We start from the raw sequence: 26,413 nt of genomic DNA, 5'->3' as shown, positions 1-26,413 counted from the left end.
GATTCGTCGTCGCGGACGGCGGACTCTACCTGATTGTTATTGGGGGTGCTCGGGCTGGGTGTGGGCTGAAAATCTAGCCGTCAGGAAATTTTTTATTGAAGTGTAAACTGCCTTGGCTCAGCCCGCTATGAAATTTTGTTTTTTATTACTTTTTATTTACTATTTTGTCTCGAACGTGGTAACACCGTCCCAGTTCTGGCCCGGCGGATGGGCGCGGTAGTAGGCGATGCGCTCGGTGTACAAGCGGTACAGGCCGCGCTCCGGCGACAGCGCTTGCAGTTCCGCCAACATTGCCTCGGCCTCGTCCCAGCGTTGCGCGCGCACGGCGGCCAGCGCGTCGTGCCAGCGCTGCAGTTCGGCGCGGGTGGCGCCGTCCACGTCCTGGTCCAGCGCCACCGGCTCGAAGATGGCCACCGGCTCGTTCTTGCCCTTGACCCGCACCAGGTCCAGCTCGCGGTAGCAGAATTCCGGCGCCGCCGCGCGCGTCGCCTCGCCCACCGCGATGCCGACGCCGTACACCTTGGTGATGCCCTCCAGCCGCGAACCGAGGTTGACGGCGTCGCCCATCACCGTGTACGCGCGGCGGATGTTGGAGCCCATGTCGCCCACGTGCATCAGGCCGGAATTGAGGCCGATGCCGATCTTCAGTTCCGGCCAGCCGCGCGCGAGGAAGTCGTCGTTGAGCCGGCGCGCGCTGGCCTGCATCAGCAGCGAGGTGGCCACCGCGCGGCTGGCGTGGTCGTCGAACGCCACCGGCGCGCCCCAGAAGGCCATGACGGCGTCGCCGATGTACTTGTCCAGCGTGCCCTGGTGGGCGCTGCGGATGTCCTCCGACATCGCCGTCAGGTACAGGTTGATGTACTCGCGCAGCTGCTTCGGCGTCAGCCCCTCGGAGATGGTGGTGAAGCCGCGCACGTCGACGAACATCACGGTCAGCTCGCGGCTTTCGCCGTCCATGTTGTAGGCCGCCGGATTTTCGGCCATCTGCGCCACCAGCTCCGGCGCCACGTATTCGCCAAAGCGCGACACCAGCGCCGCGCCCTTGCGCACCTCGAAGAAATAGCCCCACACCACGTTCAGCACGAACACGCTGACGATGACGATGACCAGCATGGCCAGGTTGAAAATCAGGTCCAGCTCGCGGTACAGGTAGTAGTTGGCGCCAAAGGCGGCCGCCAGCGCCAGCGCGCCGGCCAGCGTGGCGCGCAACGGCGACAGCGCGGCCAGGCCAAAACTCAGCGCCAGGCCCAGCAGCAAGATGGTCAGCGCCTCGGCCGGCCACGCCCAGTCGGGCCGCAGCTTGAAGCTGTTGTCGAGGATGGAGCGGATAATATTGGCGTGGATTTCCACGCCCGGATATTCGGGGTTGACCGGCGTGGCGCGCAGGTCGACCAGGCCGGGCGCGGTGGTGCCGATCAGCACGGCCGTGCCCTTGAGCACGTCCGCCGGCGCGCGGCCCGTCAGCACGTCGGCCGCCGACACGTAGCGGAACGACCCGCCATGCGGGCCGCCGGGGCCGTGGTACTGGATCACCGTGCTCATCCCTTCGCCCACCGGGATCGGACGCTGCTTGCGCCCCGGCAGCAGCATGGTCAGGTAATCGTAGCCGCCGCTGTCACGCTGCAGCTGCGATAACTGGTCGGCGGTGTCGGTCAGCAGCGGCTTGACCGCCAGCGCATCCAGGTACAGCGAGGCGGTGGCCAGCGCCAGCGACGGATAGTAGTTGTCGCCCACCTGCTGGATCAGGTAAGCGGTGCGGACGATGCCGTCCGGATCGGTGACCACCGAGAAGCTGCCGGCGCCAGCGGCGGCCTGTGTCAGCACCGGCACATTGGCCTCGAAGCCGGGGGCGTTGTAGGCGGTCAGTTCGCGCCCGTTCAGATCGGCCTCGGAAAACAGCGGCTTGGGCAGCGCGCCCTTGATCTGGTCGGGCGACAGGTTGAAGCCGAGGATCACCGGCTTGTCCTTCAGCGCGGCGGCGAACACGCCGTCGTAGTCCATCACCGGTTTCAGTTCTGCCAGCCGCTGGCGCAGCGCCGGCACGTCCTTCAGCGCGGTGTTGGACAGCTTTTCCAGCACGTTGTAGCCGGACGAGGTGTCCGGCTCGGGGAAGGAAATATCGTAGCCGACTGCCTTCACCTGGTAGCGGTCGGTCAGCTGCGAAATCAGGCTGGCCTGGACGTTGCGGCTCCACGGGAAGCGGCCGAACTCGGTCAGCGACTTGCCGTCGATGTCGACGATGACGATGCGCTTGTCCAGCACCGGCCGCTCCAGCTTCATGCGCTCGCCGGCCCACAGGTTGTCCAGCCGCGCCACGGTATCGTTGCTGAACCAGTCCAGCGTGTAGAACACGCCGGCCAGCGTGATGAGGATGCCCAGCAGCCAGCGCGGGCCATACTTGAGCAGCGACCTGGTAAATGTACGCACGCGCGGTCCTTACGGCGTGTAGCCGGGAATCTGCGACTCGTCGATCTGATCGATCTGTTTCTCGTCCATGTTCTTGTGGGCGAACTCCAGGTAGATCTTGTTGCGGATGAAGATGTCGAACAGGTCCGGGTCGATGTGGCCGTTGAGCGAGAAGTGGCCGAGGATGCGCAGCGATTCGGACAGCATCTTGCCCTTCTTGTACGGCCGGTCCTTGGCCGTCAGCGCCTCGAAGATGTCGGCGATCGCCATCACCCGCGCCTGCACCGACATCTGGTCCTTGGTCAGCCCGCGCGGATAGCCCTTGCCGTCCATGCGCTCGTGGTGGCCGCCGGCGTACTCGGGCACGTTCTTCAGGTGCTTGGGCCACGGCAGCGCTTCCAGCATCCTGATGGTCATCGAGATGTGGTTGTTGATCTCCTTGCGCTCCGGCTCGGTGAGCGTGCCGAACTTGATGGTCAGGTTGAGCAGCTCGTCGTCGCTGAGGAAAGCCTGCTCGCTGCCGTCCGGGCCGATCCAGCGGCGCTGGCCGATCTGGCGCACCCGCTCCTGGTCCTCCGGCCGCATGCCCTCGCCGCCAACGTTGGCGCCGCGCAGGAAGTCGCGCTCCTCGCGCAGCGCGGCCTGCTGTTGCGCCAGTTCCGCATCGATGGCGGCGTGGTCGGCGCCGGCCTCCAGCTTGCGCTTGAGCGCGGCGATTTCGGCGTCGCGCAGCAGCACTTCGAAGCGGGTGTCGACCATGGCGATGCGGTCGAAGATGGTTTCCAGCTTGGTGGCCTTGTCGACCACGTGCACCGGCGTGGTGATCTTGCCGCAGTCGTGCAGCAGGCCGGCCAGCCACAGCTCCTTGCGGTCGGCGTCGGTCATGCGGAACGCCGCCAGCGGGCCGCTGTCGGTGTTGTGCACCGCCTCGGCCAGCATCATGGTCAGCTCCGGCACGAACTGGCAGTGGCGGCCGGTGTACGGCGATTTCTCGTCGATGCCGATGTTGATCAGGTTGACCAGCGACTCCAGCAGCTCTTCCAACTGGGCGATCAGGCGCTGGTGGGTCAGCGCCACCGCCGCCTGCGCCGCCAGCGCCTCGATGAAGCGCTGGTCGGTCTGGGTGAAGGCGCGGATCTCGCCGGTGTCGGTGTCCTTGGAGTTGATCAGTTGCAGCACGCCCACCAGCTCGCCCTCGTGGTCGCTCATCGGCACCGTCAGGAACGATTGCGAGTGGTAGTTGCGCATCTGGTCGAACTTGACCATGCCGGAGAAGTTGAACACGTCGGCCTTGTACACGTCCTCGATGTTGACCGACAGGCCGAAGTGCGCGGCGTAGGCGGCCACGGCCGACAGATTCTTGTCGCCGTCGTCGTTGTACAGCGGCACGCTGCCGGCGGTCACCGGCTGGCCGCTGGAGCCGCCCTGGTGGATCTGCAGCGTGTCGTTGATGAGGATGTGGAAATTCAGCTGCCGCTTGTCCTCGCTCGGGCGGTACAGCGTGCCGCCGTCGGCGTTGGTCATGCGCTTGGCGACCATCAGTATGCGTTCCAGCAACGAGTCGGTATCGTGACTGCTGCCCAGCCGGACGCTGAGTTCGGTCAGCTGGTCCAGGCGCTCGGCGATTTGCGTTTGATTCAACTCTTGCATGGTTGTTTTTTAGATACCTGATGGGAAGGTGGCTGCGGCCGCACAACTTGCAAGCTCAAGGTGCAAGTGTATCTCTAGTGCAAGCTGTTGTACATCGTGAAATGGTGCAATGCGACGATTTTGCATCGCCGTGTTCCCTGTCGCTGAAAAAAAAAGCTATCATCGCCTGTAGGCAATGCGGCAACACACCTATAAGCAAGAACAAAAAAGCACACCAGGGATTTGCGTATGAAATTCAAATTTTGGGGAGTCCGTGGTTCCATCCCCTCCCCCGGACCGCGCACCGCGCGCTACGGCGGCAACACCACTTGTATCGAAGTACGCACCGACGACAACACCCTGATCATCCTGGATGGCGGCACCGGCCTGTTCTCGCTGGCGCAGTCGCTGATCCAGCAAACAGCCCGCCCTATCCACGCCAACATTTTTATTACCCATAGTCACTGGGACCACATCCACGGCCTGCCCTTCTTCACGCCGCTGTTCATCCGCGACAGCCGCGTGCGGCTGCATGGCGTGACCGATCCCGACACCGGCAACGGCATCGAGCACGTGATGGGAGTGCAGTTGCAGAACAGTTATTTCCCGGTCAGCGAAACGCAGATGGACGCCACCATCGAATACCAGACCTTGCAAGTGGACCAGCCGATCCAGGTGGGCGACGCCACCGTCAGCAACGTGGTGATGAACCATCCGGTGACCGATCTGGGCTACCGCGTGGAATGCAATGGCCGCTCGCTGTTCTTCACCGGCGACCACGAGCCGCATTACAACATCCATCCGCCGGGTCATCCCGAGCACGCGGCCTACGCGGCGTGGATGGCCGAGCGCAACGCCGCCATCGACGCCACCGTGCGCGGCGTCGATGCGCTGATCGTCGATTGTTCGTACACGCGGGAAGAGTATCCGGCCAAGCAGGGCTGGGGCCATGGGACGTTTGATTCGGCGCTGGCGCTGGCCTTGCGCACCGGCGCCAAGGCGCTGTACTGCACCCACCACGAACCAACGCGCGGCGACGATGAGCTGGAGGCGGTGTTTGCCGAGGTCATGGCGCGCCACGCGCCGCTGCTGGGCGAGCTGAAGGTGTTGCTGGCCTACGAGGGCATGGAGATCGAACTAGCCTAGGCGTGGCGCCAGCCACGGCATGGCGAAGCGGCGCTGGGGAATGACCGACATCAGCAGCGTGCGCGCGCTTTGCATCAGCGAGCCGCGCGGCTTGCGGCGGCGGTCGGCCAGCGCGCGCAGCCGCGCCAGCCCGGCCTTGACGTTGAACGAGCGGCCGGCCAGCATGGCGTTGACCAACTGGGTGGCCATGGCCAGCGCCGGCGCGGCGGCGCTCTGTGCGCTGTACGGCAGCACCAGGCGGTAGCGGCCCGGCATGCGCGGCACCACGCCGACGAAACCGACAGTCACTTCATTCAGCGCCAGCCGGCGCAATTCGATGGCGGTCTGCTGCACCAGTTCCACCACCGGCGGCACGGTGTCGGCGCGCTTGCCGACCAGGCCGCGCAGGCGGCGCAGGCCCGGCAAGGCGGCGTACAGGCGTTCTTGCAATTTCTCGGTGGCCTCCTCGTTGAGCGGTTCCAGTTCCAGGATGCTCAACAGGCAGGGTTGGGTGGAGTAACGGTTATCGCTCTCCAGATAGCGTTGATCGATGATTTTCATGACACGTATTGTGCCGGGCGCGGCGCGCGCACGGTAGCAGCATCCGCCGCAGCCGCTTGTAAGACCAGACTGACATCACGGCCGGGTGGCGAAAGCAGCGTCCAATCCGGCAAGGAAAGTTTCCACAGCGTCAGTATAAGGACCTGGCTGGCCAAGCGTGGCGTTGATCTCCAGGTGGCTCAGGTTCTGCGGCAGCACCTGCACCCGCACGCCCAGCGTGTGCGCCTGCGCCGCGTAGGCGTCGGCCTGGGCACAGGCATCCTGCCGGCGCGAGGAACAGACCGCCAGCAGCGGCGCCGCGCCGGGCCGCAGCCGCGCCACCGGCGAAAGCTTGCGCCAGTCCTCGGCGTCGCCGCCGAAGGCGCGGTCGTACAGCGGAAAATGGCGGCGCGCCATCAGGGCCGGCAGGTCCATGGCCGCGCTGTCCAGCGCCACCGCGCCCAGCCACGGCGTGACGCCCGCTGGCGGCGGCGCCGAGGCCAGCAACGCCACCAGGTGCGCGCCGGCCGAATGCCCCATCAGCACGAATTTGCCGCGGTCGCCGCCCCAGCTGGCGGCCTGGGCCTGGGCCGCCGCCAGCGCGGCCGCCACGTCGGCCGCCTGCGTGGCGACGCTGGCGCCGGGCAGCAGGCGGTAATTGACCGACACCACGATGATGCCGCGCGCGGTCCAGCGCCCCACCTTGTTCTGCACCACCCGCGCGTTGGCCTTGTCGCCGCTGCGCCAGGCGCCGCCGTGCACCATGAAGATCACCGGCGCCTGCGCGGCATTGCGCGGCAGGTAGACGTCGTAGCGCTGCCGGGCGTCGGCGCCGTAGGGCTGGTCGGCCAGCAGGCGCGCGCCGGCCGGTAGCGCGAACGGCGCGCTGGCGCCGCCCTCGTCCATTTCAAGCCGCAACTGGGCGGACGCCGGCGCGGACAGCGCCAATAGCAACATCAGCAACAGCAGGGCCGGTGCGCGGCGGCCGCTCATGCCAGTTGCTTTTCAAAACAAACGGCCAGCGGGTTGCCGATGTACTTACCGTAGTTGGCGATGCGCTGGTAGCCGCGCGCCTCGTAGAAATCCACGGCGCGGCGGTTGACCAGCCGCGTTTCCAGCCAGATCGCCTGATAGCCGAGCGCCAGCGCCTCGTCCTCCAGATAGCGCAGCACCGCGCTGCCGACGCCCTGGGTGCCATGGCGCGCGTACATGCGCTTGATCTCGGCCACGCCCGGCTGCAGCGGGCGGAAGGCGCCGCAGCCCAGCGCCGCGCCGCTCGCGCTGCGGGCGACAACGAAGCAGGCCATCGGGCCGCGCACGTCGTCGACGTCGAACGAGGTCCGGCCGCTGTCGCCGGTGATGGCTTCCAGCGCGGTCGACAATTCCGCCATCAGCAGAGCGGATTCGGGCGCGGCCGGATCTTCTTCAATCAGGAGGATGGGGTTCATGGTGCGGTCATTATTGCACAGTGCAGATCACCAGCTCCGGATCGGCGTTGATGCGCAGCGGAATGCCGCTGCAGCCTACCCCACGGCTGACGATCAGGTCGCCATTGTCGCGCACCGGGAAACGGCCGTAGTAGAACGGCCGCGACAGCGGCCCCTGCGGCATCACCACCGGCGTGCCATCCGGCAGCGCGATCTGCCCGCCGTGCGTGTGGCCGGCGAAGCCGACATCGTAGCGCTGGCCGTCCAGCACCAGCAGGCCGTCCGGCGCATGCATCAGCAGCACGCGGGTGGCGGCGCCGGTGGCGAAGGTGGCGGCGGCGTCCGGCGCGCCGGTCCACGGATCGTCCATGCCGCAGATGGCGACGCGGTCGAACGGCGCCGGCAGCGTGACGGCGCGGTTGACCAGCACCTGCACGCCCGCCTGGCTGAACATGTGCGTCAACGCCATATCATCGGTGGACAGGTCGTGGTTGCCGAACACCGCGAATTTGCCCAGCGGCGGCTGGCAGGCCGCCAGCCGCTGGCACAGGGCCTGCGCATAGCGCGCCGGGCCGGAGACATAGTCGCCGCCCAGCAGCAGCACGTGCGGCCGCTCGATGGCCAGTTGCGCCAGCAGATCGTCGAAGATGCCGGCGTGGGTGGGCGGGCCGGCGTGAAAATCGGAAGCGAAGGCGATGGTCAGCGGCTGCGCCAGACGCTGGGCGGGCGGCAGCGTCACGCTATGGCGGGTGACGCCCAGCCGGCCGTGCAGCCCGAGCCGGTAACTCAGCGCCGCCACGCGGCCGCCCAGCAGGACGGCATTCAGCAACGCTTCCGTGGTGTGGCGGCGGCGGGAAAAGCGTTTGTTGCGCGGAGCGGACATGGGCGGGCCAGAAAACGGAAAACCCGGCATGATAGCCTAACTGGCGCGCCGTGCGCGCGGTTCGGTTCAGAACACCATGAAGCGGCCGCCGGGAGCGAGGCCGGCGGCCAGCAGCGAGGCGGCGCCGCGCACGCCGGTCACGCCGTCGCGCAGGTCTGCGGGCTGCATGCCCTGCGCCGCCAGCGCGTGCGGGCAGGCGTAGAGCTGCACGTCCAGCGCCAGCAGGTCGGCAATGGCGGTCTGCCACGCCGCGTCGCCATGGCCGCGCCGCAGCAGCGCCACGGCGGCGGCGCTGACGGCGTGGACTTCCACCGCCACGTCCATCGCGGCGGCGGTGGCGGCGTAGCGCAGCGCGGCCGCCGCCTCCGGCGCGCTGGCCGCGCGCTCCAGCAGGATCACCAGCCGTGGGACGGCGCCGACATCAGACGCCATGGCGCTCTCGCAGAATGCGCGCCGCTTGCGCCAGCACCGCCAGCTTGGCTTCGGCCACGGCGGCGGAGTTGAGCGGGTTGTCGGCAAAGGTGGCGAAGCCGCAGTCGGGCGTCAGCAGCACACGCTCGGCGCCGAACAGCTGGATCGCGTGCTCGGCGTGCGCCACCACGTGCTCCACCGTTTCCACGTGCGCGTGCTTCTGGTTGCAGGCGCCGACGCCGATGCGGATATCGTCCGGCAGCGAGGTCAGGATCTCCATCTCGCCGGCGCGCGGCGTGCACAGCTCCAGGAACAGCGTGCCGACCTTCATCTGGCCCAGCGTGTCGACCAGCGGCTGGTAGTTGCCGCTCAGGGCCTTGGTCTCGTCGGCGGTCCAGTTGCCGCGGCACATGTGCAGCGCGATGCGCTCGCGCGGGAAGCCGGCCACCACGGCATTGACCAGGTCGCGTGCGAACGCCAGCTCGGTGGCGCTGTCGCCCTTCTCCGACAAGGCGCCGCACATGAAGCTGCGCTGGTTGGCCGGGCCGCTGAACACCACTTCCGACAGCACCGGCTCGTCCAGTTGCACCAGCGCCGTGCCGGCCGCCAGCAGGCAGGCGATTTCCTCGCGCAGCACGCGCACGATGTCGCGCGCCAGGTCTTCGCGGTTGTCGTAGGCGCGGTCGGAGATGCACTCCATCCACATGGTGCGCGTCAGCAGATACGGGCCGGGCAGCGCCACCTTGATTGGCGCCTGCGTCAGCGCCCTGGCGTAATCCACCTCGTGCACGGCGATGCCCTTGCCGCGGCCGAGCGGGCCGAACACCGCCGGGTGGCGCACGTCGCCGGCCGGCACGTCCAGCGCGCGCAGCTCGCGTTCGAATTCCTCGGGATCGTCGACCAGCGGCAGCAGGTCGGTCAGCGGGATCAGCTGGCAGTTGTCCAGGCGCGAGGCGACAAAGCTGGAGTAACTGTCGCGCCGCTGTTCGCCATCGCTGACCACATCGGCGCCGGCGCGCAACTGGGCGTTGATAGCCAGGCTGACCGCGTCGTCGGCGGTGGCGTGGAAGGCCGCGTCGTCGAGCCGCCCTTCCATGTGCTCGTGCACCGCCTGCAGCATCCAGCGCGGGCGCGGCCAACTGCCGATGCCCATCACCGACAGCGGCCGGATCGACGGCGCCGGCGCGGCCGCCGGGAACACCGTCATCGGCTTCACCGCCACCAGGTCGATGCCGCCGCGCTGCTGCGCCGCGTGCACCGGCGCCGCGCGGCGCTCGGACAGCTTGCCCTTGCAGACCAGGAAGCTGCGCTGCCTGCCCTCCTTGAGGAAGGACACCAGCTCGTTGCCGGTCATGCGGCACCAGGCCGGCAAGTCTTCGTCGACCGAGATTTCGGTGGACTGGATTTCCAGCAGGCCGCCGCGCTCCAGCGGATCGATATGGCGGCGGATCAGCAACAGCAGGCCGTTGCCGCAATCAAGGTCGCCGCCGTCGAAGCTGACGTCGGGCTGGTGCGGGTGATTGAAAGTCATCATATTCTCCAGGTGTTTCAGGCGGCGATGGCGCCGCCGTACAGTTGCCGCAGCGCGTCGTCGCCGCAGTCGCCGGCCGCCACGTCCAGCACGATGCGGCCGCCGCTCAGGCCCACCACGCGGTCGGCGAAACGGCGCGCCAGTTCCGGCTGGTGCAGGCTGCAAATCACGGCGATACCGCCCTCGCCTTCGTGGCAGATGTCGGACAGCAGCGCCATGATGCCGGCGCCGGTGTGCGGGTCGAGGCTGGCCACCGGCTCGTCGGCGATGATCAGGTCCGGCTGCTGCGCCAGCGCGCGGGCGATGGCCACGCGCTGCTGCTGGCCGCCCGACAAGGCATCGGCGCGCTGGTTGGCATACGCCAGCAGGCCGACGCGCTCCAGGCACTCCAGCGCCAATTGCATATCTGCGCGGCCGAAGCGGCGCAGCCAGCCGCGCCACGCCGGCACATGGCCGAGCCGCCCGGCCAGCACATTATCCAGCGCGGACAGGCGGCTCACCAGATTAAACTGCTGGAACACCACGGCGATCCTGCGCCGCTGGCGGCCGCGCAGCCGCGCCACGTCGTCGCCATGCAGCAGCGCCGTGCCCTGGTCCAGCGACGCCAGGCCGGACAGGCAACGGAACAGCGTGGTCTTGCCGGCGCCGCTGGCGCCCAGCACTGCCAGCATCTCGCCGCGCGCGACGCGGAAGCTGGCATCGTCCAGCGCCAGCTTGCCGTCGTAGCTCTTGCGCGCGCCGCGCACTTCAAACAGCGTCATACCAGTTTCTTTCTCAGCCAGCCGCTGATCTGGTCCAGCAGCGTCACCACGATCAGGATCAGCGCGATGATGGTGAACAGGCGCGAGAAGTCCAGCAGGTCCATGCTGTTCTTCAGTTCCAGGCCGATGCCGCCGGCGCCAACCACGCCCAGCACGGTCGACGCACGCACATTGAACTCCCACCAGAACAAGGTGGTGGACAGCAGCACCGGCAGCAAGTCCGGCAGCAGCGCGTAGACGATGGCTGTCATGCGACCGGCGCCGGTACTGCGCACCGCTTCCAGCGGACCGGTGCCGGCGTTTTCGATATGGTCGGCGAACAGCTTGGCGGCGCTGCCCCAGGTGTGCAGCGCGATGCCCAGCACGCCAGCGAACGGCCCCAGCCCCACCGCTGCCACGAACAGCAGCGCGAACACGAACGAGTCGATGCCGCGCAAGGCGTTCAGCAGCCAGCGCGCCGGGTAGTACAGGCTCGGGAACGGCGTGATGTTGCGGCTGGCCAGCACCGCCATCGGCAGCGCCAGCAACGCGGCGGCGGTGGTGCCGAGCAGCGCCATCGCCATCGTCTCGCCCATGCGCTCGGCGAACAGCGGCAGCTCCGACAGGGTCAGCGGCCAGGCCTGCGCCAGCCAGTGGCCCAGCTTGGGCAGGCCATCCGCCAGTTTGATCAGGTCGACCTGCGCGAACCGCCAGCACAGGCCGTAGACGGCGGCCACCATCACGATGATGACCGCCAGCCGCAGCCGGCGCCACGGACTGGCGCGCACGACCAGCTGGCGCGCCAGCGCGGCCTGCACCGCGCCGTGGGCAGTCTGCGGCGTGTTCACGCTCAGCCTTTCTTCAGCTTGCCGAGCGTGAGGCCGGCTTTTTCGATCGACGCGTAGTCCGCATGGCTGGCGGCGACGAAACCGGTGTAGTGGTTCGGCAGCAGCGTCTTGGCCTGCTCCACCGTGATCGAGGTCAGGATCTTCTGGATCTGCGCGATCAGCGCCGGCGACGTGCCCTTCGGCACGGCGATGGCGTCGTTCGGCAGCGGGTCCGAGGTCCACAGGATCTTGTTGGCATTCGGCTTGACCTTGCCCGACTCGATCATGGCGTTGCGGTTGCGGTCGAAGTCGGTGGCCATGTCGGCCTGGCCCGCCTGCACCGCCATCTCGTTGGCGGCGTGGGTCGCGCCCTCGCTGTACTTCCAGTAGGTCTTGGGATCGATCTTCCACACTTCCTTGGCGTACCAGCTGGGGATCAGCCAGCCCGAGGTGGAGCCGATGTCGGCGAAGGAGATGCTCAGGCCCTTGGTATCGTCGGGGAACTTGCTGACCTTGAGGTCCGGCTTGCCGATGATGATGGCGTGGTAGACCGGCTTCTCGTCGTACTTGACGGTGGCCAGCGCGGTGCAGCCGGTGCTGTTGTTGGCGATGATGTAGCCCCATGGCCCCATCCACGCCAGGTCCAGCTGGCCCGAGCCCATGGCCACGGCCATGCCGGCCCAGTCCGTGGTGGCGTGCAGTTCATAGTCGACGCCGAGCTCCTTCGCCAGATGGGCGAAGAAGGCGTTGTAGGCTTTCCTGGTGTCCTCGGCGGTCGGCAGCAGCGGGCCGACGCCGAAGCGCAGCTTGCGTTTGGCCTGCGCGAATACCGGCGCGGCGCCGCTCAGCGCCACGGCGCCGGCGGCGAGCGCGCCGGCTTTAATGAGTTGACGGCGTTTGGGTGCGGTCATGATGATCCTTGTCGGTTAGTAGCTGACGCTCGGGCATTCGCTGGTGGTCATGAACTCGACCAGCTTGGCGCCGCCCACCACGGCCGCGCCGGCCACCAGCTTGTTCTCGTCCAGCGCGCGCTTCTTGAAGCATGGCGAGCAGACGAACATGCGGCCGCCGTTGGCGGCAAAGTTGTCCATCAGCTCCTTCAGCGGCGCGAAGCCCTCTTCGTGGACGGCGTCGGCCACGCCCTGCTGCGACAGGCGCACGGCTTCGGTGGACAGGAACACGATCACTTCCTTGTCGGAGGCGACGGCAGCGTTGGCGACCACGAAGGCGACGGTGGCCTTGTCGGTGTTATCGAGGCCGCTGGTGAGGTTGACGAGGAATTTGCCGGACATGATGACTCCTTGGTTAGGTACAGCGGGGGTGAATCAGGACTTGGCGCGGATCCAGTAGGTCTGGGTGTCCAGGTCCTGGGCGATAAGCTGGTGGCCGGTCATGCCGCACCAGGCCGGCAGATCGGCAGGCGCGCCGGGATCGAGGGCGATGATCTTGAACACCTGTCCCGGCGCCGCGCGCACGCGGCGGCGCAACTCCAGCACCAGTTCGCCGCAGGCGAGGTCGCCGGCGTTCCATTCCTGATCATGCGGGTGAGCGGCCATAGAGATAAATGCAAAGATGAAGATTTTGCTAGTTTATGTTATTGCCTTGAGTTCAGGCAACATCCACCAGCAACTCGGGGCGCAGCGCACGCAGGCGGACTTCGGTGAAATAGCCGCCGCCCTCGGTGTAGCGCAGGTAGAGGCGGCCGCACTGCACGCAGCGCACCACCTCGCTGCGGTTGGCCGGATAGTAGCGCGGCGCGATGGGCGCGTCGTCGCTTTGCAACTGCGTGCCGGCGGCGTGGTACTCCTTGAACGTGGGCTCGTCATAAGGATCTTCCACCAGCGAGCCGGCTTCCTGGAACTGGCCTGGCTCCAGCGGCGACGCCGGCGGCAACGGCCGCCAGGCCAGCAGGCGCGCGTCGTGACAGCCGCAGGCTTGCGTCACCGCGGCGGACTGCTCCGCCATGTGCTTCAGGGTTGCGAAATCGATGGCCATGCTCTTTTCACCATAACAGACAAATGGTCACTATACCCTGAAGCGCGCCAGTTCACCGATGCGACCTATCGCACCGACACATCCGCTGCCGCCGCGCTAACGTAACGGCGTGAGCAGCATCAATTCTTTATTTCTTAAGGGATAGAAAATGGACCGTTTTAAAGGCAAGACCGTGCTGGTTACTGGCGCCGCTTCCGGCATGGGGTTGGCGGCCACCCGCCGTTTCATCCAGGAAGGCGCGAATGTCACGATGCTCGATATCGACGAAGCCAAGCTCAACAAGGCGGCCGCGGACTTTCCGCCGGACCGCGTCCTGGTGCGCGCCGGCGACACCGCGCACAAGGACACGGCGCGCGGCGCCGTGGCAGCCACCGTCGAGCGCTTTGGCCGGCTGGACATCCTGATCAACAACGCCGGCATCGCCAGCGAGGGCGACATCATGCAGACCAGCGAGGAAGACTTCGAGCGTGTCATGGCCGTCAACGTCGCGGGTTACTTCCACATGGCCAAGGCGGCCATGCCGGAGTTGGTCAAGGCGCGCGGTTCGATCGTGATGACGTCCTCGGTGTCGGGACTGGGCGGCGATTGGGAAATGTTCGCGTACAACACGTCGAAGGGTGCCGTCAGCAATATGGTGCGGGCGATGGCGCTGGACGCGGCCAAGCATGGCGTGCGCGTCAACGCGGTCAATCCGAGCTTCACAAACACCGGCATGACCCAGGACATGCTTGCTGACGCCGACCTTGTGGCCAAGTTCGAGGAACGCATGCCGCTCGGCGCGCCGGAAGACGCCGACGGCGTCGCCGCCGCGATGGCATTCCTGGCGAGCGACGACGCGCGCCTCATCACCGGCGTGAACTTGCCGGTCGATGCCGGGCTGATGGCGTCCAACGGCCAGCCGGCGCAGTAAGCCGCATTAAAAAAGGGAGCCGCGGCTCCCTTTTTTTACATGATGTGGTGTCCGACCCACCAGGCCAGCGCGGCCACGAAGGCCGAGGCGGGGATGGTGAAGATCCAGGCCCAGACGATGTTGCCGGCCACGCCCCAGCGCACCGCCGACATCTTCTGCGCCGAACCGACGCCGACAATCGCGCCGGTAATCGTATGGGTGGTCGACACCGGCACGCCGAAGTGCGAGGCGATCAGCAGCGTCACCGCGCCGCCGCTCTCGGCGCAGAAGCCGCCCACCGGTTTCAGCTTGGTGATCTTCTGGCCCATGGTCTTGACGATGCGCCAGCCACCAAACAGCGTGCCGAACGAGATCGCGCCGTAGCACGAGACGATCACCCACAGCGGCGGCTCGGCGCCGCCGGCCGGCACCTGGCCGACCGCGATCAGCAGCATCCAGATGATGCCGATGGTCTTTTGCGCATCGTTGCCGCCGTGGCCCAGGCTGTACGACGCGGCCGACACCAGCTGCAGCCGGCGGAACCACTTGTCGACCCGGCGCGGCGTCGAGCGCACGAAGATCCACGACACGATCAGCATGATGATCGAGCCGAACACAAAGCCCATCAGCGGCGAGATGATGATCCACTGCACGGTCTTCCACAGGCCGCCGCCGACCAGCGCGCCGGTGCCGGACTTGGCCACGGCCGCGCCCACCAGGCCGCCGATCAGCGCGTGCGACGACGACGACGGAATGCCGTAGTACCAGGTGAACAGGTTCCACACGATGGCGCCGACCAGCGCCCCGAAGATCACGTACTGGTCGACGATGCCGGGATCGATGGTGCCCTTGCCCACCGTGCCGGCCACGTGCAGGCCAACCACGAAGATCGCCACGAAGTTGAACAGCGCGGCCATGGCCACCGCCGTCTGCGGCTTCAGCACGCCGGTCGAGACCACGGTGGCGATGGCGTTGGCGGCGTCGTGGAAGCCGTTCATGAAGTCGAAGATCAGCGCCAGCCCGATCAGCAGGATCAGCACGTACAGACTGATTTGAATGGTATGCATGTTGTTGTTCTTATGCGTTTTCGACGATGATGCCTTCGATGATGTTGGCCACATCCTCGCAACGGTCGGTCACGGTTTCCAGGATCTCGTAGATGGCCTTCATCTTGATCAGGTTGCGCACGTCCGGCTCGTCGCGGAACAGCTTGGACATGGCGGCGCGCATCACGTGGTCGGCGTCCGACTCCAGGCGGTCGATCTCCTCGCACACCGAGACGATCTGGCGCGCGTTGTCCATGTTGTGCAGCATGCTGACCGCTTCCTTGACCTTCTCGGCGCAGGCCAGCACCAGCTCGGCCAGGCGCTTGGCTTCCGGCGTCACCGAGTGCAGGTCGTACAGCGACACGGTCTGGGCGGCGTCCTCCAGCAGGTCGAGGATGTCGTCCTGGCGGGTGATCAGCTTGTGGATGTCGTCGCGGTCGATCGGCGTGATGAAGGTCTTGTGCAGCAGGTCGACGGTCTGGTAGGTGATCTTGTCGGCCTGCTTCTCGATGCTCTCGATGGCGTGCACGCGGTTTTCCAGGTCGTCGAAATTGGACATCAGGCCCACCATTTCTTTCGCGCCTTTGACGCACAGCTCGGCGTGCTGATTAAACAGGTCAAAGAATTTGCCCTCGGTGGGCATCAAACGTCCAAACATATTTTTCTCCGTTTTATTACTACTGCAGATCGCCGGCACGGCGGATGACATGCCGGCGCAAGGGTTAGTCGCCCTGATAGATAGACAGGTTACCGACGTAATTGCCAAACTTGGTATAGGCGCCGATCCAGGTCAGGCGTACCGCGCCGATCGGACCGTTACGCTGCTTGCCGATGATGATCTCGGCGGTGCCCTTATCCGGCGAGTCCGGGTTGTAGACCTCGTCGCGATACAGGAAGATGATGACGTCCGCGTCCTGCTCGATGGCGCCCGATTCGCGCAGGTCGGACATGACCGGGCGTTTGTTGGGGCGTTGCTCCAGCGAGCGGTTCAGCTGCGACAGCGCGATCACCGGGCAGCCCAGCTCCTTGGCCAGGCCCTTCAGCGAGCGCGAGATCTCCGAGATCTCGGAGGCGCGGTTGTCGCCCGGCTTGGACCCCTGCATCAGCTGCAGGTAGTCGACGATGATCAGGCCCAGCTTGCCGCACTGGCGCGCCAGGCGGCGCGCGCGGGCGCGCATCTCGATCGGGTTCAGCGCCGGGGTTTCGTCGATGAACACCTGGGCGTCGTTCATCTTCTGGATGGCGTGCGTCAGGCGCGGCCAGTCCTCGTCGTTCAGGCGGCCGGTGCGCAGGCGGTGCTGGTCGAGCTGGCCGACCGAGCCCAGCATACGCATCGCCAGCTGGGCGCCGCCCATCTCCATCGAGAAGATGGCGACCGGCAGGCCGGCCTCGATGGCGACGTTTTCGCCGATGTTGACCGAGAACGCGGTCTTGCCCATCGACGGGCGGCCGGCGACGATCACCAGGTCGCCCGGCTGCAGGCCCGAGGTCATGCGGTCGAGGTCGATGAAGCCGGTCGGCACGCCGGTGATTTCCGACTGGTTCTCGCGCGAGTACAGCTCGTCGATGCGCTCGACCACCTGGGTCAGCAGCGGTTGCACCGCCAGCCAGCCGGCGGCGCCGCGCGCGCCCTGCTCGGCGATGGCGAAGATGCGCGACTCGGCCTCGTCGAGGATTTCCTTGGTTTCCTTGCCCTGCGGGCTGAACGCCTGGCCCGAGATGTCGTCGGCCACGGTGATCAGCTGGCGCAGCACCGAGCGGTCGCGCACGATCTCGGCGTAGCGGCGGATGTTGGCCGCCGACGGCGTGTTCTGCGCCATCGCGTTCAGGTAGGTCAGGCCGCCGACGTCGTCGGCCTTGCCCAGCTGGGTCAGGTTCTCGAACACGGTGATCACGTCGGCCGGCTTGGAGCCGTTGATCATCTTAACAATTTGTTCAAAGATGATGCGGTGATCGTAGCGGTAAAAGTCTTCCGGCTGCATCATGTCGGCGATGCGGTCGAACGCGGCATTGTCGCGCAGCAGGCCGCCGATGACGGACTGTTCTGCTTCGATGGAATGCGGCGGGACGCGGAGCGAATCGACTTGCGGATCGGAGGGGGCGTTCATGGCGCGAATTATACCTGCTTGTGCCGTACTACAAAATTATGACGAGAAAAAAGCCGGGGCGCAGCCCGGCTTTTTTCAAGGGTGTTGCAAACCAGACAGGCGTTGCCGCCCGGTCCAGTCTTAGGCGGCTTCGCCTACCACGGCAACGGTCACTTCCGCCAGCACGTCGGTGTGCAGCGAGACGGTGACTGGGAACTCGCCCACGGTCTTCAGCGGACCGGTTGGCAGACGCACAGCGGCTTTTTCCACTGCGAAGCCGGCCTTGGTCAGCGCTTCAGCGATGTCGAAGTTGGTGACCGAACCGAACAGACGGCCGTCCACGCCGGCTTTCTGCGACACGGTCACGGTCATGCCGTTCAGCTTTTCGCCCTGGGCTTGGGCGGCGGCCAGCTTGGCGGCAGCGGCTTTTTCCAGTTCAGCGCGCTTGGCTTCGAATTCCGCGATCGCCGAGGTGGTGGCGCGACGGGCCATCTTTTGCGGGATCAGGAAGTTACGTGCGTAGCCGTCCTTGACTTTAACGACTTCACCCAGGTTGCCCAGGTTGACAACTTTTTCCAACAGAATGATTTGCATAGTTCTTCTCCAGTTACTCTGCCGCGATTAGGCGTTGTGCAGATCGGTGTACGGCAGCAGGGCCAGGTAACGCGCGCGCTTGATCGCGGTGTCAACTTGACGCTGGTAGTGGGCTTTGGTGCCGGTCAGACGTGCTGGCATGATTTTGCCGTTTTCCTGGATGAAGTCCTTCAGGGTGTCTACGTCTTTGTAGTCTACCTGCTCAACGCCAGCGGCGGTGAAGCGGCAGAACTTCTTGCGCTTGAACAGTGGGTTTTGTTGCTTGCGCTTTTCTTTCAGCTTGAGCTTGTTTTTGTCGAACTTTTTACCGAATGCCATGTGAGGCTCCTGTATCTAAATTGAGCTGTCTGCGACAGCACTAAAATCAATGATGTGAAACACCAGGCTTTTGCTATTGCGGCTTTTCTTGCTGAGGAAACCGGCGAACTGGTACAGGCCACCCAGCGGCGCCTGACTGAACCGGCCTGAAATCTCGCCCGCGGCAATCGCGGACACTTCAAACTCGGTCAACCGGGCGATGCCCGCCTCCATCTGCTGCGACCGGTGCTGGAGTACAGCGTTGACGATCGGCATGCCGGCTGGGGTATAGCGGATCGCTTCCCGCTCGGCGATGAGGGCGATGAACTGGAGCTGGTTCAGCGCGGTTCCTTCTCAGAACAATTAAGCAGCGGCTGGAGCGGCTGGGGCTTCGGCGCGATGCGATTTCGCTGCATCTTCGCGTTGTACCGACTTCATCATCGGCGAAGGCGCGGTTTCCGCTTTCTTCATCTTGACGGTCAGGTGACGCAGCACGGCATCATTGAATTTGAATGCGGTTTCCAGCTCGACCAGGGTCTCGTTGTCGCATTCGATGTTCAGGCAGATGTAGTGTGCCTTGGCCAGTTTCTGGATCGAGTAAGCCATTTGGCGACGGCCCCAGTCTTCCACGCGGTGGACGGCGCCGCCGCGGGTCGTTACGGTGGTTTTGTAACGTTCGATCATGGCGGGCACTTGCTCGCTCTGGTCCGGGTGGACGATAAATACGATTTCGTAGTGACGCATGTAAACTCCCTTAAGGACTTGTGAAAATAGCCCACCCTGGCGTCAAGACAGGTGTGGGAAGAGGTAAGCCCGCGACTATAGCAGCTTTTCAAGCGAAACGCCAGCTTGACGTGGCCGGTGTTACAGTGCGGCTTCCTTGCCGTTATAACAGGATTGCCCATGAAGCCATATTTCACCCTGCCGCTGGCGCTGCTGGCGGCCGTGCCGGCGCTGGCCGCCGACTACCCGGCCATCAAGACCAAGGCCTACAGCACGCCGCAGTGGCTGTTCGCGCTGCGCACCGACACCCAGACGCTGGCGCGGCTGACGCCGGTGCTTGATCCCAGCTTCGACTTCACGCTCGGCCCGCGCGAGGAAGAGCGCCAGTTCGACGGCTACCGCCACCTCGGCGACCTGACGCTGAAGCTGCGCCTGCCCGGCGGCGAGTGGCAGACCTATTCCTCGTTTGCCGCGCGCCGGCCGGTGCGGGTGCTGCCGGCGGTGCGGGTGCTGGCCGCCGCCGACCTCACGCCGTCGCTGGGCGACGTGCCGCTGACGGTCGAGCGGCGCTGGCTCAACGACAAGGGCATCCTGGTGCTGCGCTACACGCTGGTCAACCACGGCACGCAGCCGGTCGAGGTGGCCGAGGCCGGCATGCCGATGGTGTTCGCGCCGGACAGCACGGTGCGGCCGCGCCCCGGCGACCAAGGCCTGGTCGAGGTGGCCCGGCCGCACGGCCAGCGGCCTACGCTGCGCGTCCAGCCGGACGGCAAGACGCCGCTGAACAGTTGGCAGCCGCCGACCGAGCAGCGCGCCGCCAACGAAGACCACGCCAGCTGGGTCACCGGCGGCTTCACGCTGCCAGCGGGCGCACGGCGCAACATCGGCCTGCGCTTCGTCGCGCGCTAAACACCGGGGTCAGTGCCGACATTCGGACATTTCGCGACTGAAATGTCCGAATGTCGGCACTGACCCCGATTCGCTGACCCCGATTCGGCCCCCGATTCGCGCGAAGACCACGCCAGCTGGGTCACCGGCGGCTTCACGCTGGCGCCCGGCGCGCGGCGCGACTTCGGCCTGCGCTTCGTCGCCCGGCCGCAGGGTGCCAGGCTGCAGGGCGGGCTGCAGCAACTTTTTTCATTTTATTTCGCTGAAAGCAAGAATTTCCCTTGCATTAGCGGTCATACTGTACAAAAATACAGACTGTCTATATCCACAGGCTACCGACCACAATGCTCAAGCTCACCGCACGCCAGGAACAAATCCTGAATCTGATCAAGGACGCGATTGAAAACACCGGTTTCCCGCCGACCCGCGCCGAGATCGCCAATGAACTGGGCTTCAAGTCCGCCAACGCCGCCGAGGAACACCTGCAGGCGCTGGCCCGCAAGGGCGCGATCGAAATCGCCGCCGGCACCTCGCGCGGCATCCGCCTGCTGGGCGTGCACGCCGAACCGGCGGCGCCCAAGGTGCCGGCCGCGCTGATGATGTCGCTGCCGCTGATCGGCCGCGTGGCCGCCGGCTCGCCCATCCTGGCGCAGGAAAATCTGGAAACCAGCTACAGCGTCGACCCGGCCATGTTTGCCGCCAAGCCGGACTACCTGCTGAAGGTGCGCGGCGAATCGATGCGCGACGCCGGCATCATGGACGGCGACCTGCTGGCCGTGAAGAAAGTGGACAGCGCCAAGAACGGCCAGATCGTCGTCGCCCGCATCGGCAACGACGTCACCGTCAAGCGCTACCGCAAGACCGGCGGCACCATCGAACTGCTGCCGGAAAACCCGGACTTCAAGGTCATCACCGTCGACCCGGAAGCGGACGAATTCGCGCTGGAAGGCCTGGCAGTCGGCCTGATGCGCACCTGGCACTAAAGTAAACAAGCCCGCGCTCGCGGGCTTTATTTTTTAGCGGCCGTTGCTGAGCAGCGGCGCCGTGCGGCCCACGCCGTTGTCCCGGTTCTGCGCGTTAAAGCGCTCGATTTCCAGACGGCGCTGCTCCAGATCCGACGCGGTCTTGGCGTTGGCGCTGATGACGTGGCTATTGGTTTTTTCCTGCCACGCATCCTGTGCCTTCATGAAGGCATCCGCTTCGACCTTGGCGTCGGCTGCCGCGGTGGCGTAGGCCTTGTCCATGCGCCCGACAGCGGCGGCAATTTCCTCATCCGTCATCAGATTCTGCAGGTCGGCGGGAATTGCTTTGCCTACCGGCAGCAAGGTGGTCAGGTTGTTGACGAAGCCCTTGTAGCAATTTTGCCAGGCGTCGATACTGGCAGCGGTCTTCTTGATATCTTCGGAGGTGGTCGACACATCGGGAATCACCGGCTTGACGCAGTTGAACTTGCTCAGGCGGATGTCGGCACCATCGTAGGCGCGGGTGTAGTAATCGATCTTGGCCTGGTTGGCGGCGCGCTGCGGCGTCAGCTGCAAGGCCTGCCTGGCCTCGGTCACGCCGGCGTCGGCGGCCTTGCGAAACAACTCATCGGCTTTGGCGGTATCGACCGGCGTGCCCTCGCCGTACCAGTACAACTCCCCCAGGTGAAACTGCGCGACGGCGTTGCCGCTCGCGGCCAGCTTGGTATAGATCGGCAGCGCGCGCGCATAGTCCTTGGCAGCCACAAACTGGTCGGCATCGGTCAGTTCATCCGCGACAGCGCCGCCACACAACAATACAAAACTCAGGCCCAGCAATTGACTTGCCTTCATGTTCAGCTCTCCCCTTGCGAATTATTAAATAGGCAAAATCGAGTGTACAACAAGTCGATCACGATCGCATCAGTTTTGGTCAGCAACCCTCCAGGGCGGTGCAGAAATCGTCCAGCAGATCGTCGGTGTCTTCGATGCCGACCGAGACGCGGATCAGCGATTCGGCGATGCCCATCGAGGCGCGGCGTTCCGGGCCCATCTCGTAAAAGATGGTGTGGGCCACCGGGATGATCAGCGTGCGGTTGTCGCCCAGGTTGGACGCCGGCACCGCCAGCTTCAGGCGGTTGAGGAAGTCGAAGCAGTCCAGACCGTCCTTCAATTCAAAGCTCAGCAGCGAGCCGTGGGCGCGGAACAGTTCCGCGCTGATGGCGTGCTGCGGATGCGACGTCAGGCCCGGATAATAGACCGCGGCCACCCGCTCATCCTTTTCCAGCAACCCGGCCAGCGCCAGCGCGTTGGCGGTGGTGCGCTGCATGCGCAGCGCCAGCGTTTCGGCGCCGACCGCGATGTGGTGGGCGGCGTCCGGCGCCAGCGAGGCACCGAAGTCGCGCAAGCCCTTGGCGCGGATCTGCGCCAGGCCCCATTGCAGCGGCGCGGCCTTCTTGTAGTTCTCGTAGATGTTGGCGAAGCGGGTCCAGTCGTAGGCGCCGGTGTCGGTCAGGCTGCCGCCAAGCGCGTTGCCGTGGCCGCCAATCGACTTGGTCAGCGCGTTGACCACCAGGCCGGCATGCACCGTCTTCGGCTGGAACAGGTAGGGCGTGGTCATGGTGTTGTCCACCACGTACAGGATGCCGCGCGCCTTGCACAGCTCGCCAATGCGCTTGAGGTCCGCGACCTGGGTGCGCGGGTTGGCGATGGTTTCGACGAACACCACGCGGGTGTTGTCGGTGATCGCCGCCTCGACGTTGGCGACGTCGGTGGCGTCGACGAAGGACACGCCGATGCCCTGGCTCATGGCGGTCTGCCACAGGCTGTTGGTGTTACCGAACAGGAAGGACGACGACACCACGTGGTCGCCGGCGCGCAGCAGCGCCTGCACCACGGCGCCGATCGCGCCCATGCCGGTGGCGAAGCAGATGGTGCCGACGCCCTGCTCCATCTTGGTGACTTTTTCTTCCAGCGCGGAGATGGTGGGATTGCCCTGGCGGCCGTAGCGGAAGCCGGGCTCCTTGCCCTGGAACACCGAGGCCAGCTGGCGCGCGTCGGCGTAGCCGAAGGCAACCGAGGTATGGATCGGCTTGTGCAGCGAGCCGTGCTCGATGCCCTTCTGGCGGTCGCCGTGCAGGATGGTGGTGGTGAAACCGTAGTGCTTCTTGTCGTTCATGATAGCGGGGTGAAAGCGGGTAAAGAGTTAGCTTATCGAACGGTGCGCGGTGTTGCGGCCCGCTACCCCGCACGGCGGCAAGCAGGGGTCTGACCCCGTACGGGGTCAGACCCCACGTCCGGGGGTTGCGTTACAGCTGAATCAGGCTTCGGTGGCGGCCAGGTTCAGGTTCAGCTGGGTGCGCGCGGCATCTTCCGGCACCTTGGCCTTGCTCGGATTGTGACGCTCGTATTCCAGTTTATCCAGATACTCCTTGGTCACGTCGCCGGTCACGTACACGCCGTCGAAGCACGACGCCTCGAAGTTTTTCAGCGCCGGATTGACATCCGAAATCGCCCGCTTCAGCGCATCGATATCCTGGTACACCAGCGCGTCGGCGGTGATCTCGCGGCACACCTCTTCCACCGTGCGGCCATGCGCGATCAGCTCGTCGCGGGTCGGCATGTCGATGCCGTACACGTTCGGGTAAATCACCGGCGGCGCGGCCGACGCGAAAATCACCTTGGTGGCGCCGGAATCGCGCGCCATCTGCACGATCTCGCGGCTGGTGGTGCCGCGCACGATGGAGTCATCCACCAGCAGCACCACCTTGCCCTTGAATTCATCCGGAATCGCGTTCAGCTTCTGGCGCACCGATTTCTTGCGCGCCGCCTGGCCCGGCATGATGAAGGTGCGGCCGATGTAGCGGTTCTTGATGAAGCCTTCGCGGTACTCGACGTTCAGCGCCAGCGCCAGCTGGATCGCCGCCGGACGCGACGAATCCGGAATCGGCATCACCACGTCGATCTTCATATCCTTCAGCTCGCGCTTGATCTTCTCGGCCAGGTACTCGCCCATCTTCAGACGGGTGGCGTACACCGAGGCGCCGTCGATCACCGAATCCGGACGGGCCAGGTAGACATACTCGAACACGCAAGGATTCAGCGACGGATTGTCGGCGCACTGGCGCGAGTGCAGCTGCTTGTCGGCGTCGATGAACACCGCCTCGCCCGGCGCGATGTCGCGCACGAAGCGGAAGCCCATGCCTTCCAGCGCCACCGATTCCGAGGCGATCAGGTACTCGGTGCCCTCGGCCGTCTCATTGATGCCCAGGCACAGCGGACGGATGCCGAACGGGTCGCGGAACGCCAGCAGGCCCACGCCGGCGATCTGCGCCACCGCCGCGTAGCCGCCGCGCACGCGGCGGTGCAGCACGGCCACCGCCTTGAAGATCGCGTCCGGATCCAGCATCAGGCCGGTGGTGGCTTTCTGCAGCTCGTGCGCCAGCACGTTCAGCAGCACTTCCGAGTCGGAATCGGTGTTGATGTGGCGGCGGTCGTTCTTGAACATTTCCTGCTTCAGCTGTTCCCAGTTGGTCAGGTTGCCGTTGTGCGCCAGCGTGATGCCGAACGGCGCGTTGACGTAGAACGGCTGCGCCTCTTCCTCGCTCGACGAGCCGGCGGTCGGGTAGCGGCAGTGGCCGATACCGGAATTGCCCTGCAGCGTACGCATATTACGGGTACGGAACACGTCGCGCACCAGGCCGTTGGCCTTGTGCATGGCGAACATGCTGCTGTGATTGGTCGCGATACCCGCCGCATCCTGGCCGCGGTGCTGCAACAGCAACAAGGCGTCATACAGCATTTGGTTGACAGGTTGATGGGAAACGACGCCGACAATGCCACACATGATGGTGCTCCTGGACTGGTACTACAGATTTAAAGAATTCAAAAATTCACGTGCTGCGCCAGCGCAGCCGGAAGATACGGCTTGATCGTGCGTACGCCCTGTTCGGCGTAGGGACTGGTGACCGCATGCCTCCAAAAATCCTGCTTCGGCAACGAGGTCATCCCACATAAGATGACGGCTGCCAACACAATTACAAGGCCGCGCGCGACGCCAAACGCGGCGCCCAGCACGCGGTCGATGAAACTCAGGCCGCCCGCGTCAAGCAAGGCATCCAGCGCCAGCGACAACAGGCTCATTAAAATCCGCGCGCCGATAAACAGTGCGATAAAGGCAACGATCAGCCGCAGCGCCTCGCCCGGCACCGCCTCCGGCAGCAGCAGCGCCAGCGGCGCGGCGTAGGCATTGGCCAGCACGAAGGCCACAATCCAGCTCAGCAGCGACAGCACTTCCTTCACCAGCCCGCGCACCATGCCGATGATGACCGACGTGACCAGCACGAAGATCACCAGGTAGTCGAAAATCGTCACGTCGCGTACGGGCTCAGACGGTTTCCAGGCGGCCGTCCAGGCCCATGCTGCTCAGCTTGGCCCTGACCTTCTCCGCCTCTTCCTTGCTGCTGAACGGCCCCACGCGCACGCGGGTGATGCCGGACGGCGTTTTCTGCGTGAACGAGCTGATGCCGGCGTTTTTCAGCCGCGCGCGCAATTCGTCCACCTTGGCCTGATCGCTCAGCGCCACCACCTGCAGCACGTATTTCTGGCCGCCGTCAGCGGCCGGCGCCGCGCTCTTGCCTTCCAGGATGGCCAGCGCGCGCGCGTCTTCCGGCTTGGCCGGCGCGGCGGCCGGCTTGGCCTCGGCGGCTTTGGCAGCCTTGGCCTCGGCCAGCTTGCGCTCGGTGTCCTGCTTGTCCGCCTTCTGCCGGGCTTCGGCCTTGGCCTCGGCCTGCTTGCGTTCCTGCTCGGCCTTGTCGGCGTCCAGGCGGGCTTTCAGCTCGCGCTCGGCCTTGGCGTCGGCCAGCGCCTTGGCTTGCGCTTCGGCCTTGGCGTCCGCCTTGGCCTTGGCGTCAGCGTCGGCCTTGGGCTTGGCGGGGTCCGGCCTGGTGGTGTCGATGGCGGCCACTGCCGGAGCGGCCACGGCGGCCGGCTTGGCCGCCGGTTTTACGTCCTCGACGATTTCTTCCTTGCTATCCAGTGCAGCGTTGGCCGGCACGGCGGACACCGGCGCAGGCGCCGGGGCGGCCTCGGCCACCGGCTTGTCCTTGGAGGGGATCTTGATCTCGATATCGCTGGCCAGCGGCTTGGGCTCGGAATCGAGCAGCATCGGCAGGCCGACGGCCACGCCCAGCGCCAGCAGGATGGCGCCGACCAGGCGGCGGCGCGCGCGTTTCTTTTCCGGCAACACCGGATCGTCCTCCTCGCGGTCGCGCGAGCGGCGCTTGGGGCCATCGGCCGACGAGGCGCGCTTGGAGCGGGCGCGCTCCGTCATCGCCTGGTCATCCGCGCTGGTGTAATAGCCGCTGTCCTGGCTGGCGTCTTGCTTGTTTTTACCGGATTTCGAGAACAAGCCCAT

General features: G+C 65.6%; 30 protein-coding genes. 4 read left to right on the top strand and 26 right to left on the bottom strand.

The annotated features are described in order from the left end of the window. Positions 1-159: 159 nt before the first annotated feature. Both FHW58_RS00415 and FHW58_RS00410 read right to left on the bottom strand, forming a co-directional pair. Entirely contained in the window at positions 160-2,427 is a 2,268-nt protein-coding gene (locus FHW58_RS00415; protein WP_179671129.1) for an adenylate/guanylate cyclase domain-containing protein, read from the bottom strand. A 9-nt stretch (positions 2,428-2,436) separates the two neighbouring features. Then, positions 2,437-4,056: an HD family phosphohydrolase gene (locus FHW58_RS00410; RefSeq protein ID WP_179671128.1), complete on the bottom strand. Its 1,620-nt coding sequence runs from the start codon at positions 4,054-4,056 to the stop codon at positions 2,437-2,439. A gap of 228 nt (positions 4,057-4,284) precedes the next feature. Between FHW58_RS00410 and FHW58_RS00405 the strand changes: the two genes are divergently transcribed. Then, on the top strand, positions 4,285-5,181 hold the full coding sequence (locus FHW58_RS00405) for an MBL fold metallo-hydrolase (protein ID WP_179671127.1): 897 nt from the start codon (positions 4,285-4,287) through the stop codon (positions 5,179-5,181). Here FHW58_RS00405 and FHW58_RS00400 read toward each other — a convergent pair. The 12 genes from FHW58_RS00400 to FHW58_RS00345 form a co-directional block, all read right to left on the bottom strand. Next, complete coding sequence (locus FHW58_RS00400; protein WP_179671126.1) at positions 5,173-5,721, bottom strand: hypothetical protein; 549 nt, start codon at positions 5,719-5,721, stop codon at positions 5,173-5,175. The genes FHW58_RS00405 and FHW58_RS00400 overlap by 9 nt on opposite strands. 75 nt (positions 5,722-5,796) lie before the next feature. Beyond that, the gene (locus FHW58_RS00395; protein ID WP_179671125.1) at positions 5,797-6,693 is read right to left on the bottom strand and encodes an alpha/beta hydrolase; all 897 of its coding nucleotides are present in this window, start codon (positions 6,691-6,693) and stop codon (positions 5,797-5,799) included. After that, complete coding sequence (locus tag FHW58_RS00390; protein ID WP_179671124.1) at positions 6,690-7,148, bottom strand: GNAT family N-acetyltransferase; 459 nt, start codon at positions 7,146-7,148, stop codon at positions 6,690-6,692. The genes FHW58_RS00395 and FHW58_RS00390 overlap by 4 nt, the downstream gene beginning before the upstream one ends. 10 nt (positions 7,149-7,158) lie before the next feature. After that, positions 7,159-8,010, bottom strand: a complete 852-nt coding sequence (locus FHW58_RS00385) for a metallophosphoesterase (RefSeq protein WP_179671123.1) — start codon at positions 8,008-8,010, stop codon at positions 7,159-7,161. Positions 8,011-8,076: 66 nt separating this feature from the next. Further along, positions 8,077-8,442 carry a DsrE family protein gene (locus FHW58_RS00380; RefSeq protein WP_179671122.1) on the bottom strand — a complete coding sequence of 122 codons (366 nt, stop codon included), beginning with the start codon at positions 8,440-8,442 and terminating at the stop codon, positions 8,077-8,079. Further along, positions 8,432-9,952: a 5-methyltetrahydropteroyltriglutamate--homocysteine methyltransferase gene (locus FHW58_RS00375; protein WP_229265000.1), complete on the bottom strand. Its 1,521-nt coding sequence runs from the start codon at positions 9,950-9,952 to the stop codon at positions 8,432-8,434. Before FHW58_RS00375 ends, FHW58_RS00380 begins: the two co-directional genes overlap by 11 nt. 17 nt (positions 9,953-9,969) lie before the next feature. Next, complete coding sequence (gene phnC / locus FHW58_RS00370; protein ID WP_179671120.1) at positions 9,970-10,713, bottom strand: phosphonate ABC transporter ATP-binding protein; 744 nt, start codon at positions 10,711-10,713, stop codon at positions 9,970-9,972. Then, a complete protein-coding gene (gene phnE / locus FHW58_RS00365) occupies positions 10,710-11,540 on the bottom strand; it encodes a phosphonate ABC transporter, permease protein PhnE (RefSeq protein WP_373996614.1) in 831 nt (276 codons plus the stop codon). Before phnE ends, phnC begins: the two co-directional genes overlap by 4 nt. Before the next feature lie 2 nt (positions 11,541-11,542). After that, entirely contained in the window at positions 11,543-12,430 is an 888-nt protein-coding gene (locus FHW58_RS00360; protein WP_179671119.1) for a phosphate/phosphite/phosphonate ABC transporter substrate-binding protein, read from the bottom strand. 15 nt (positions 12,431-12,445) lie between these two features. Then, entirely contained in the window at positions 12,446-12,811 is a 366-nt protein-coding gene (locus tag FHW58_RS00355) for a DsrE family protein (RefSeq protein ID WP_179671118.1), read from the bottom strand. A 33-nt stretch (positions 12,812-12,844) separates the two neighbouring features. Next, entirely contained in the window at positions 12,845-13,075 is a 231-nt protein-coding gene (locus FHW58_RS00350; protein ID WP_179671117.1) for a sulfurtransferase TusA family protein, read from the bottom strand. 52 nt (positions 13,076-13,127) lie between these two features. Beyond that, the gene (locus tag FHW58_RS00345; protein ID WP_179671116.1) at positions 13,128-13,514 is read right to left on the bottom strand and encodes a hypothetical protein; all 387 of its coding nucleotides are present in this window, start codon (positions 13,512-13,514) and stop codon (positions 13,128-13,130) included. A 148-nt stretch (positions 13,515-13,662) separates the two neighbouring features. On the opposite strand from FHW58_RS00345, the gene FHW58_RS00340 reads away from it, so the two are divergent. Beyond that, a complete protein-coding gene (locus tag FHW58_RS00340) occupies positions 13,663-14,424 on the top strand; it encodes an SDR family NAD(P)-dependent oxidoreductase (protein ID WP_179671115.1) in 762 nt (253 codons plus the stop codon). A 35-nt stretch (positions 14,425-14,459) separates the two neighbouring features. Here the strand turns inward: FHW58_RS00340 and FHW58_RS00335 are convergent, their stop codons facing one another. From FHW58_RS00335 to rpsF, 7 genes are all read right to left on the bottom strand, one after another. Next, positions 14,460-15,470 (bottom strand): inorganic phosphate transporter, encoded by a 1,011-nt coding sequence (locus FHW58_RS00335; RefSeq protein ID WP_179671114.1) that lies wholly within the window; start codon positions 15,468-15,470, stop codon positions 14,460-14,462. A gap of 10 nt (positions 15,471-15,480) precedes the next feature. Next, a complete protein-coding gene (locus FHW58_RS00330; protein WP_179671113.1) occupies positions 15,481-16,107 on the bottom strand; it encodes a DUF47 domain-containing protein in 627 nt (208 codons plus the stop codon). Between the two features lie 64 nt (positions 16,108-16,171). Beyond that, positions 16,172-17,557, bottom strand: a complete 1,386-nt coding sequence (locus FHW58_RS00325; RefSeq protein WP_179671112.1) for a replicative DNA helicase — start codon at positions 17,555-17,557, stop codon at positions 16,172-16,174. Positions 17,558-17,677: 120 nt separating this feature from the next. Continuing rightward, on the bottom strand, positions 17,678-18,130 hold the full coding sequence (gene rplI / locus FHW58_RS00320) for a 50S ribosomal protein L9 (protein WP_161053513.1): 453 nt from the start codon (positions 18,128-18,130) through the stop codon (positions 17,678-17,680). 27 nt (positions 18,131-18,157) lie between these two features. Next, positions 18,158-18,448 (bottom strand): 30S ribosomal protein S18, encoded by a 291-nt coding sequence (rpsR, locus tag FHW58_RS00315; RefSeq protein WP_072781043.1) that lies wholly within the window; start codon positions 18,446-18,448, stop codon positions 18,158-18,160. A 15-nt stretch (positions 18,449-18,463) separates the two neighbouring features. Further along, positions 18,464-18,769, bottom strand: coding sequence for a primosomal replication protein N (gene priB, locus FHW58_RS00310; RefSeq protein WP_179673217.1), 306 nt, complete (start codon positions 18,767-18,769; stop codon positions 18,464-18,466). Between the two features lie 21 nt (positions 18,770-18,790). Next, a complete protein-coding gene (rpsF, locus tag FHW58_RS00305; protein ID WP_179671111.1) occupies positions 18,791-19,171 on the bottom strand; it encodes a 30S ribosomal protein S6 in 381 nt (126 codons plus the stop codon). 159 nt (positions 19,172-19,330) lie between these two features. On the opposite strand from rpsF, the gene FHW58_RS00300 reads away from it, so the two are divergent. Beyond that, positions 19,331-20,059, top strand: a complete 729-nt coding sequence (locus FHW58_RS00300; protein WP_179671110.1) for a DUF5695 domain-containing protein — start codon at positions 19,331-19,333, stop codon at positions 20,057-20,059. Positions 20,060-20,382: 323 nt separating this feature from the next. After that, positions 20,383-21,021, top strand: a complete 639-nt coding sequence (lexA, locus tag FHW58_RS00295; RefSeq protein WP_179671109.1) for a transcriptional repressor LexA — start codon at positions 20,383-20,385, stop codon at positions 21,019-21,021. A 33-nt stretch (positions 21,022-21,054) separates the two neighbouring features. Here lexA and FHW58_RS00290 read toward each other — a convergent pair whose 3' ends face one another. The 5 genes from FHW58_RS00290 to FHW58_RS00270 all read right to left on the bottom strand — a co-directional run bounded on the left by FHW58_RS00290 (position 21,055) and on the right by FHW58_RS00270 (position 26,413). Beyond that, a complete protein-coding gene (locus FHW58_RS00290) occupies positions 21,055-21,852 on the bottom strand; it encodes a tetratricopeptide repeat protein (RefSeq protein ID WP_179671108.1) in 798 nt (265 codons plus the stop codon). A gap of 79 nt (positions 21,853-21,931) precedes the next feature. Then, complete coding sequence (locus FHW58_RS00285; RefSeq protein WP_179671107.1) at positions 21,932-23,176, bottom strand: cystathionine gamma-synthase family protein; 1,245 nt, start codon at positions 23,174-23,176, stop codon at positions 21,932-21,934. A gap of 141 nt (positions 23,177-23,317) precedes the next feature. Next, positions 23,318-24,844 (bottom strand): amidophosphoribosyltransferase, encoded by a 1,527-nt coding sequence (purF, locus tag FHW58_RS00280; RefSeq protein ID WP_179671106.1) that lies wholly within the window; start codon positions 24,842-24,844, stop codon positions 23,318-23,320. A 38-nt stretch (positions 24,845-24,882) separates the two neighbouring features. Beyond that, positions 24,883-25,371: a CvpA family protein gene (locus FHW58_RS00275; protein ID WP_179671105.1), complete on the bottom strand. Its 489-nt coding sequence runs from the start codon at positions 25,369-25,371 to the stop codon at positions 24,883-24,885. Between the two features lie 13 nt (positions 25,372-25,384). Continuing rightward, positions 25,385-26,413 carry an SPOR domain-containing protein gene (locus FHW58_RS00270; RefSeq protein ID WP_179671104.1) on the bottom strand — a complete coding sequence of 343 codons (1,029 nt, stop codon included), beginning with the start codon at positions 26,411-26,413 and terminating at the stop codon, positions 25,385-25,387.

This window comes from Duganella sp. 1224 (genome assembly GCF_013408245.1).
Taxonomy (GTDB): domain Bacteria; phylum Pseudomonadota; class Gammaproteobacteria; order Burkholderiales; family Burkholderiaceae_D; genus Rugamonas.
The sequence above is the reverse complement of the archived record's forward strand: the minus strand, read 5'-3'. Positions and strand labels throughout refer to the sequence as shown.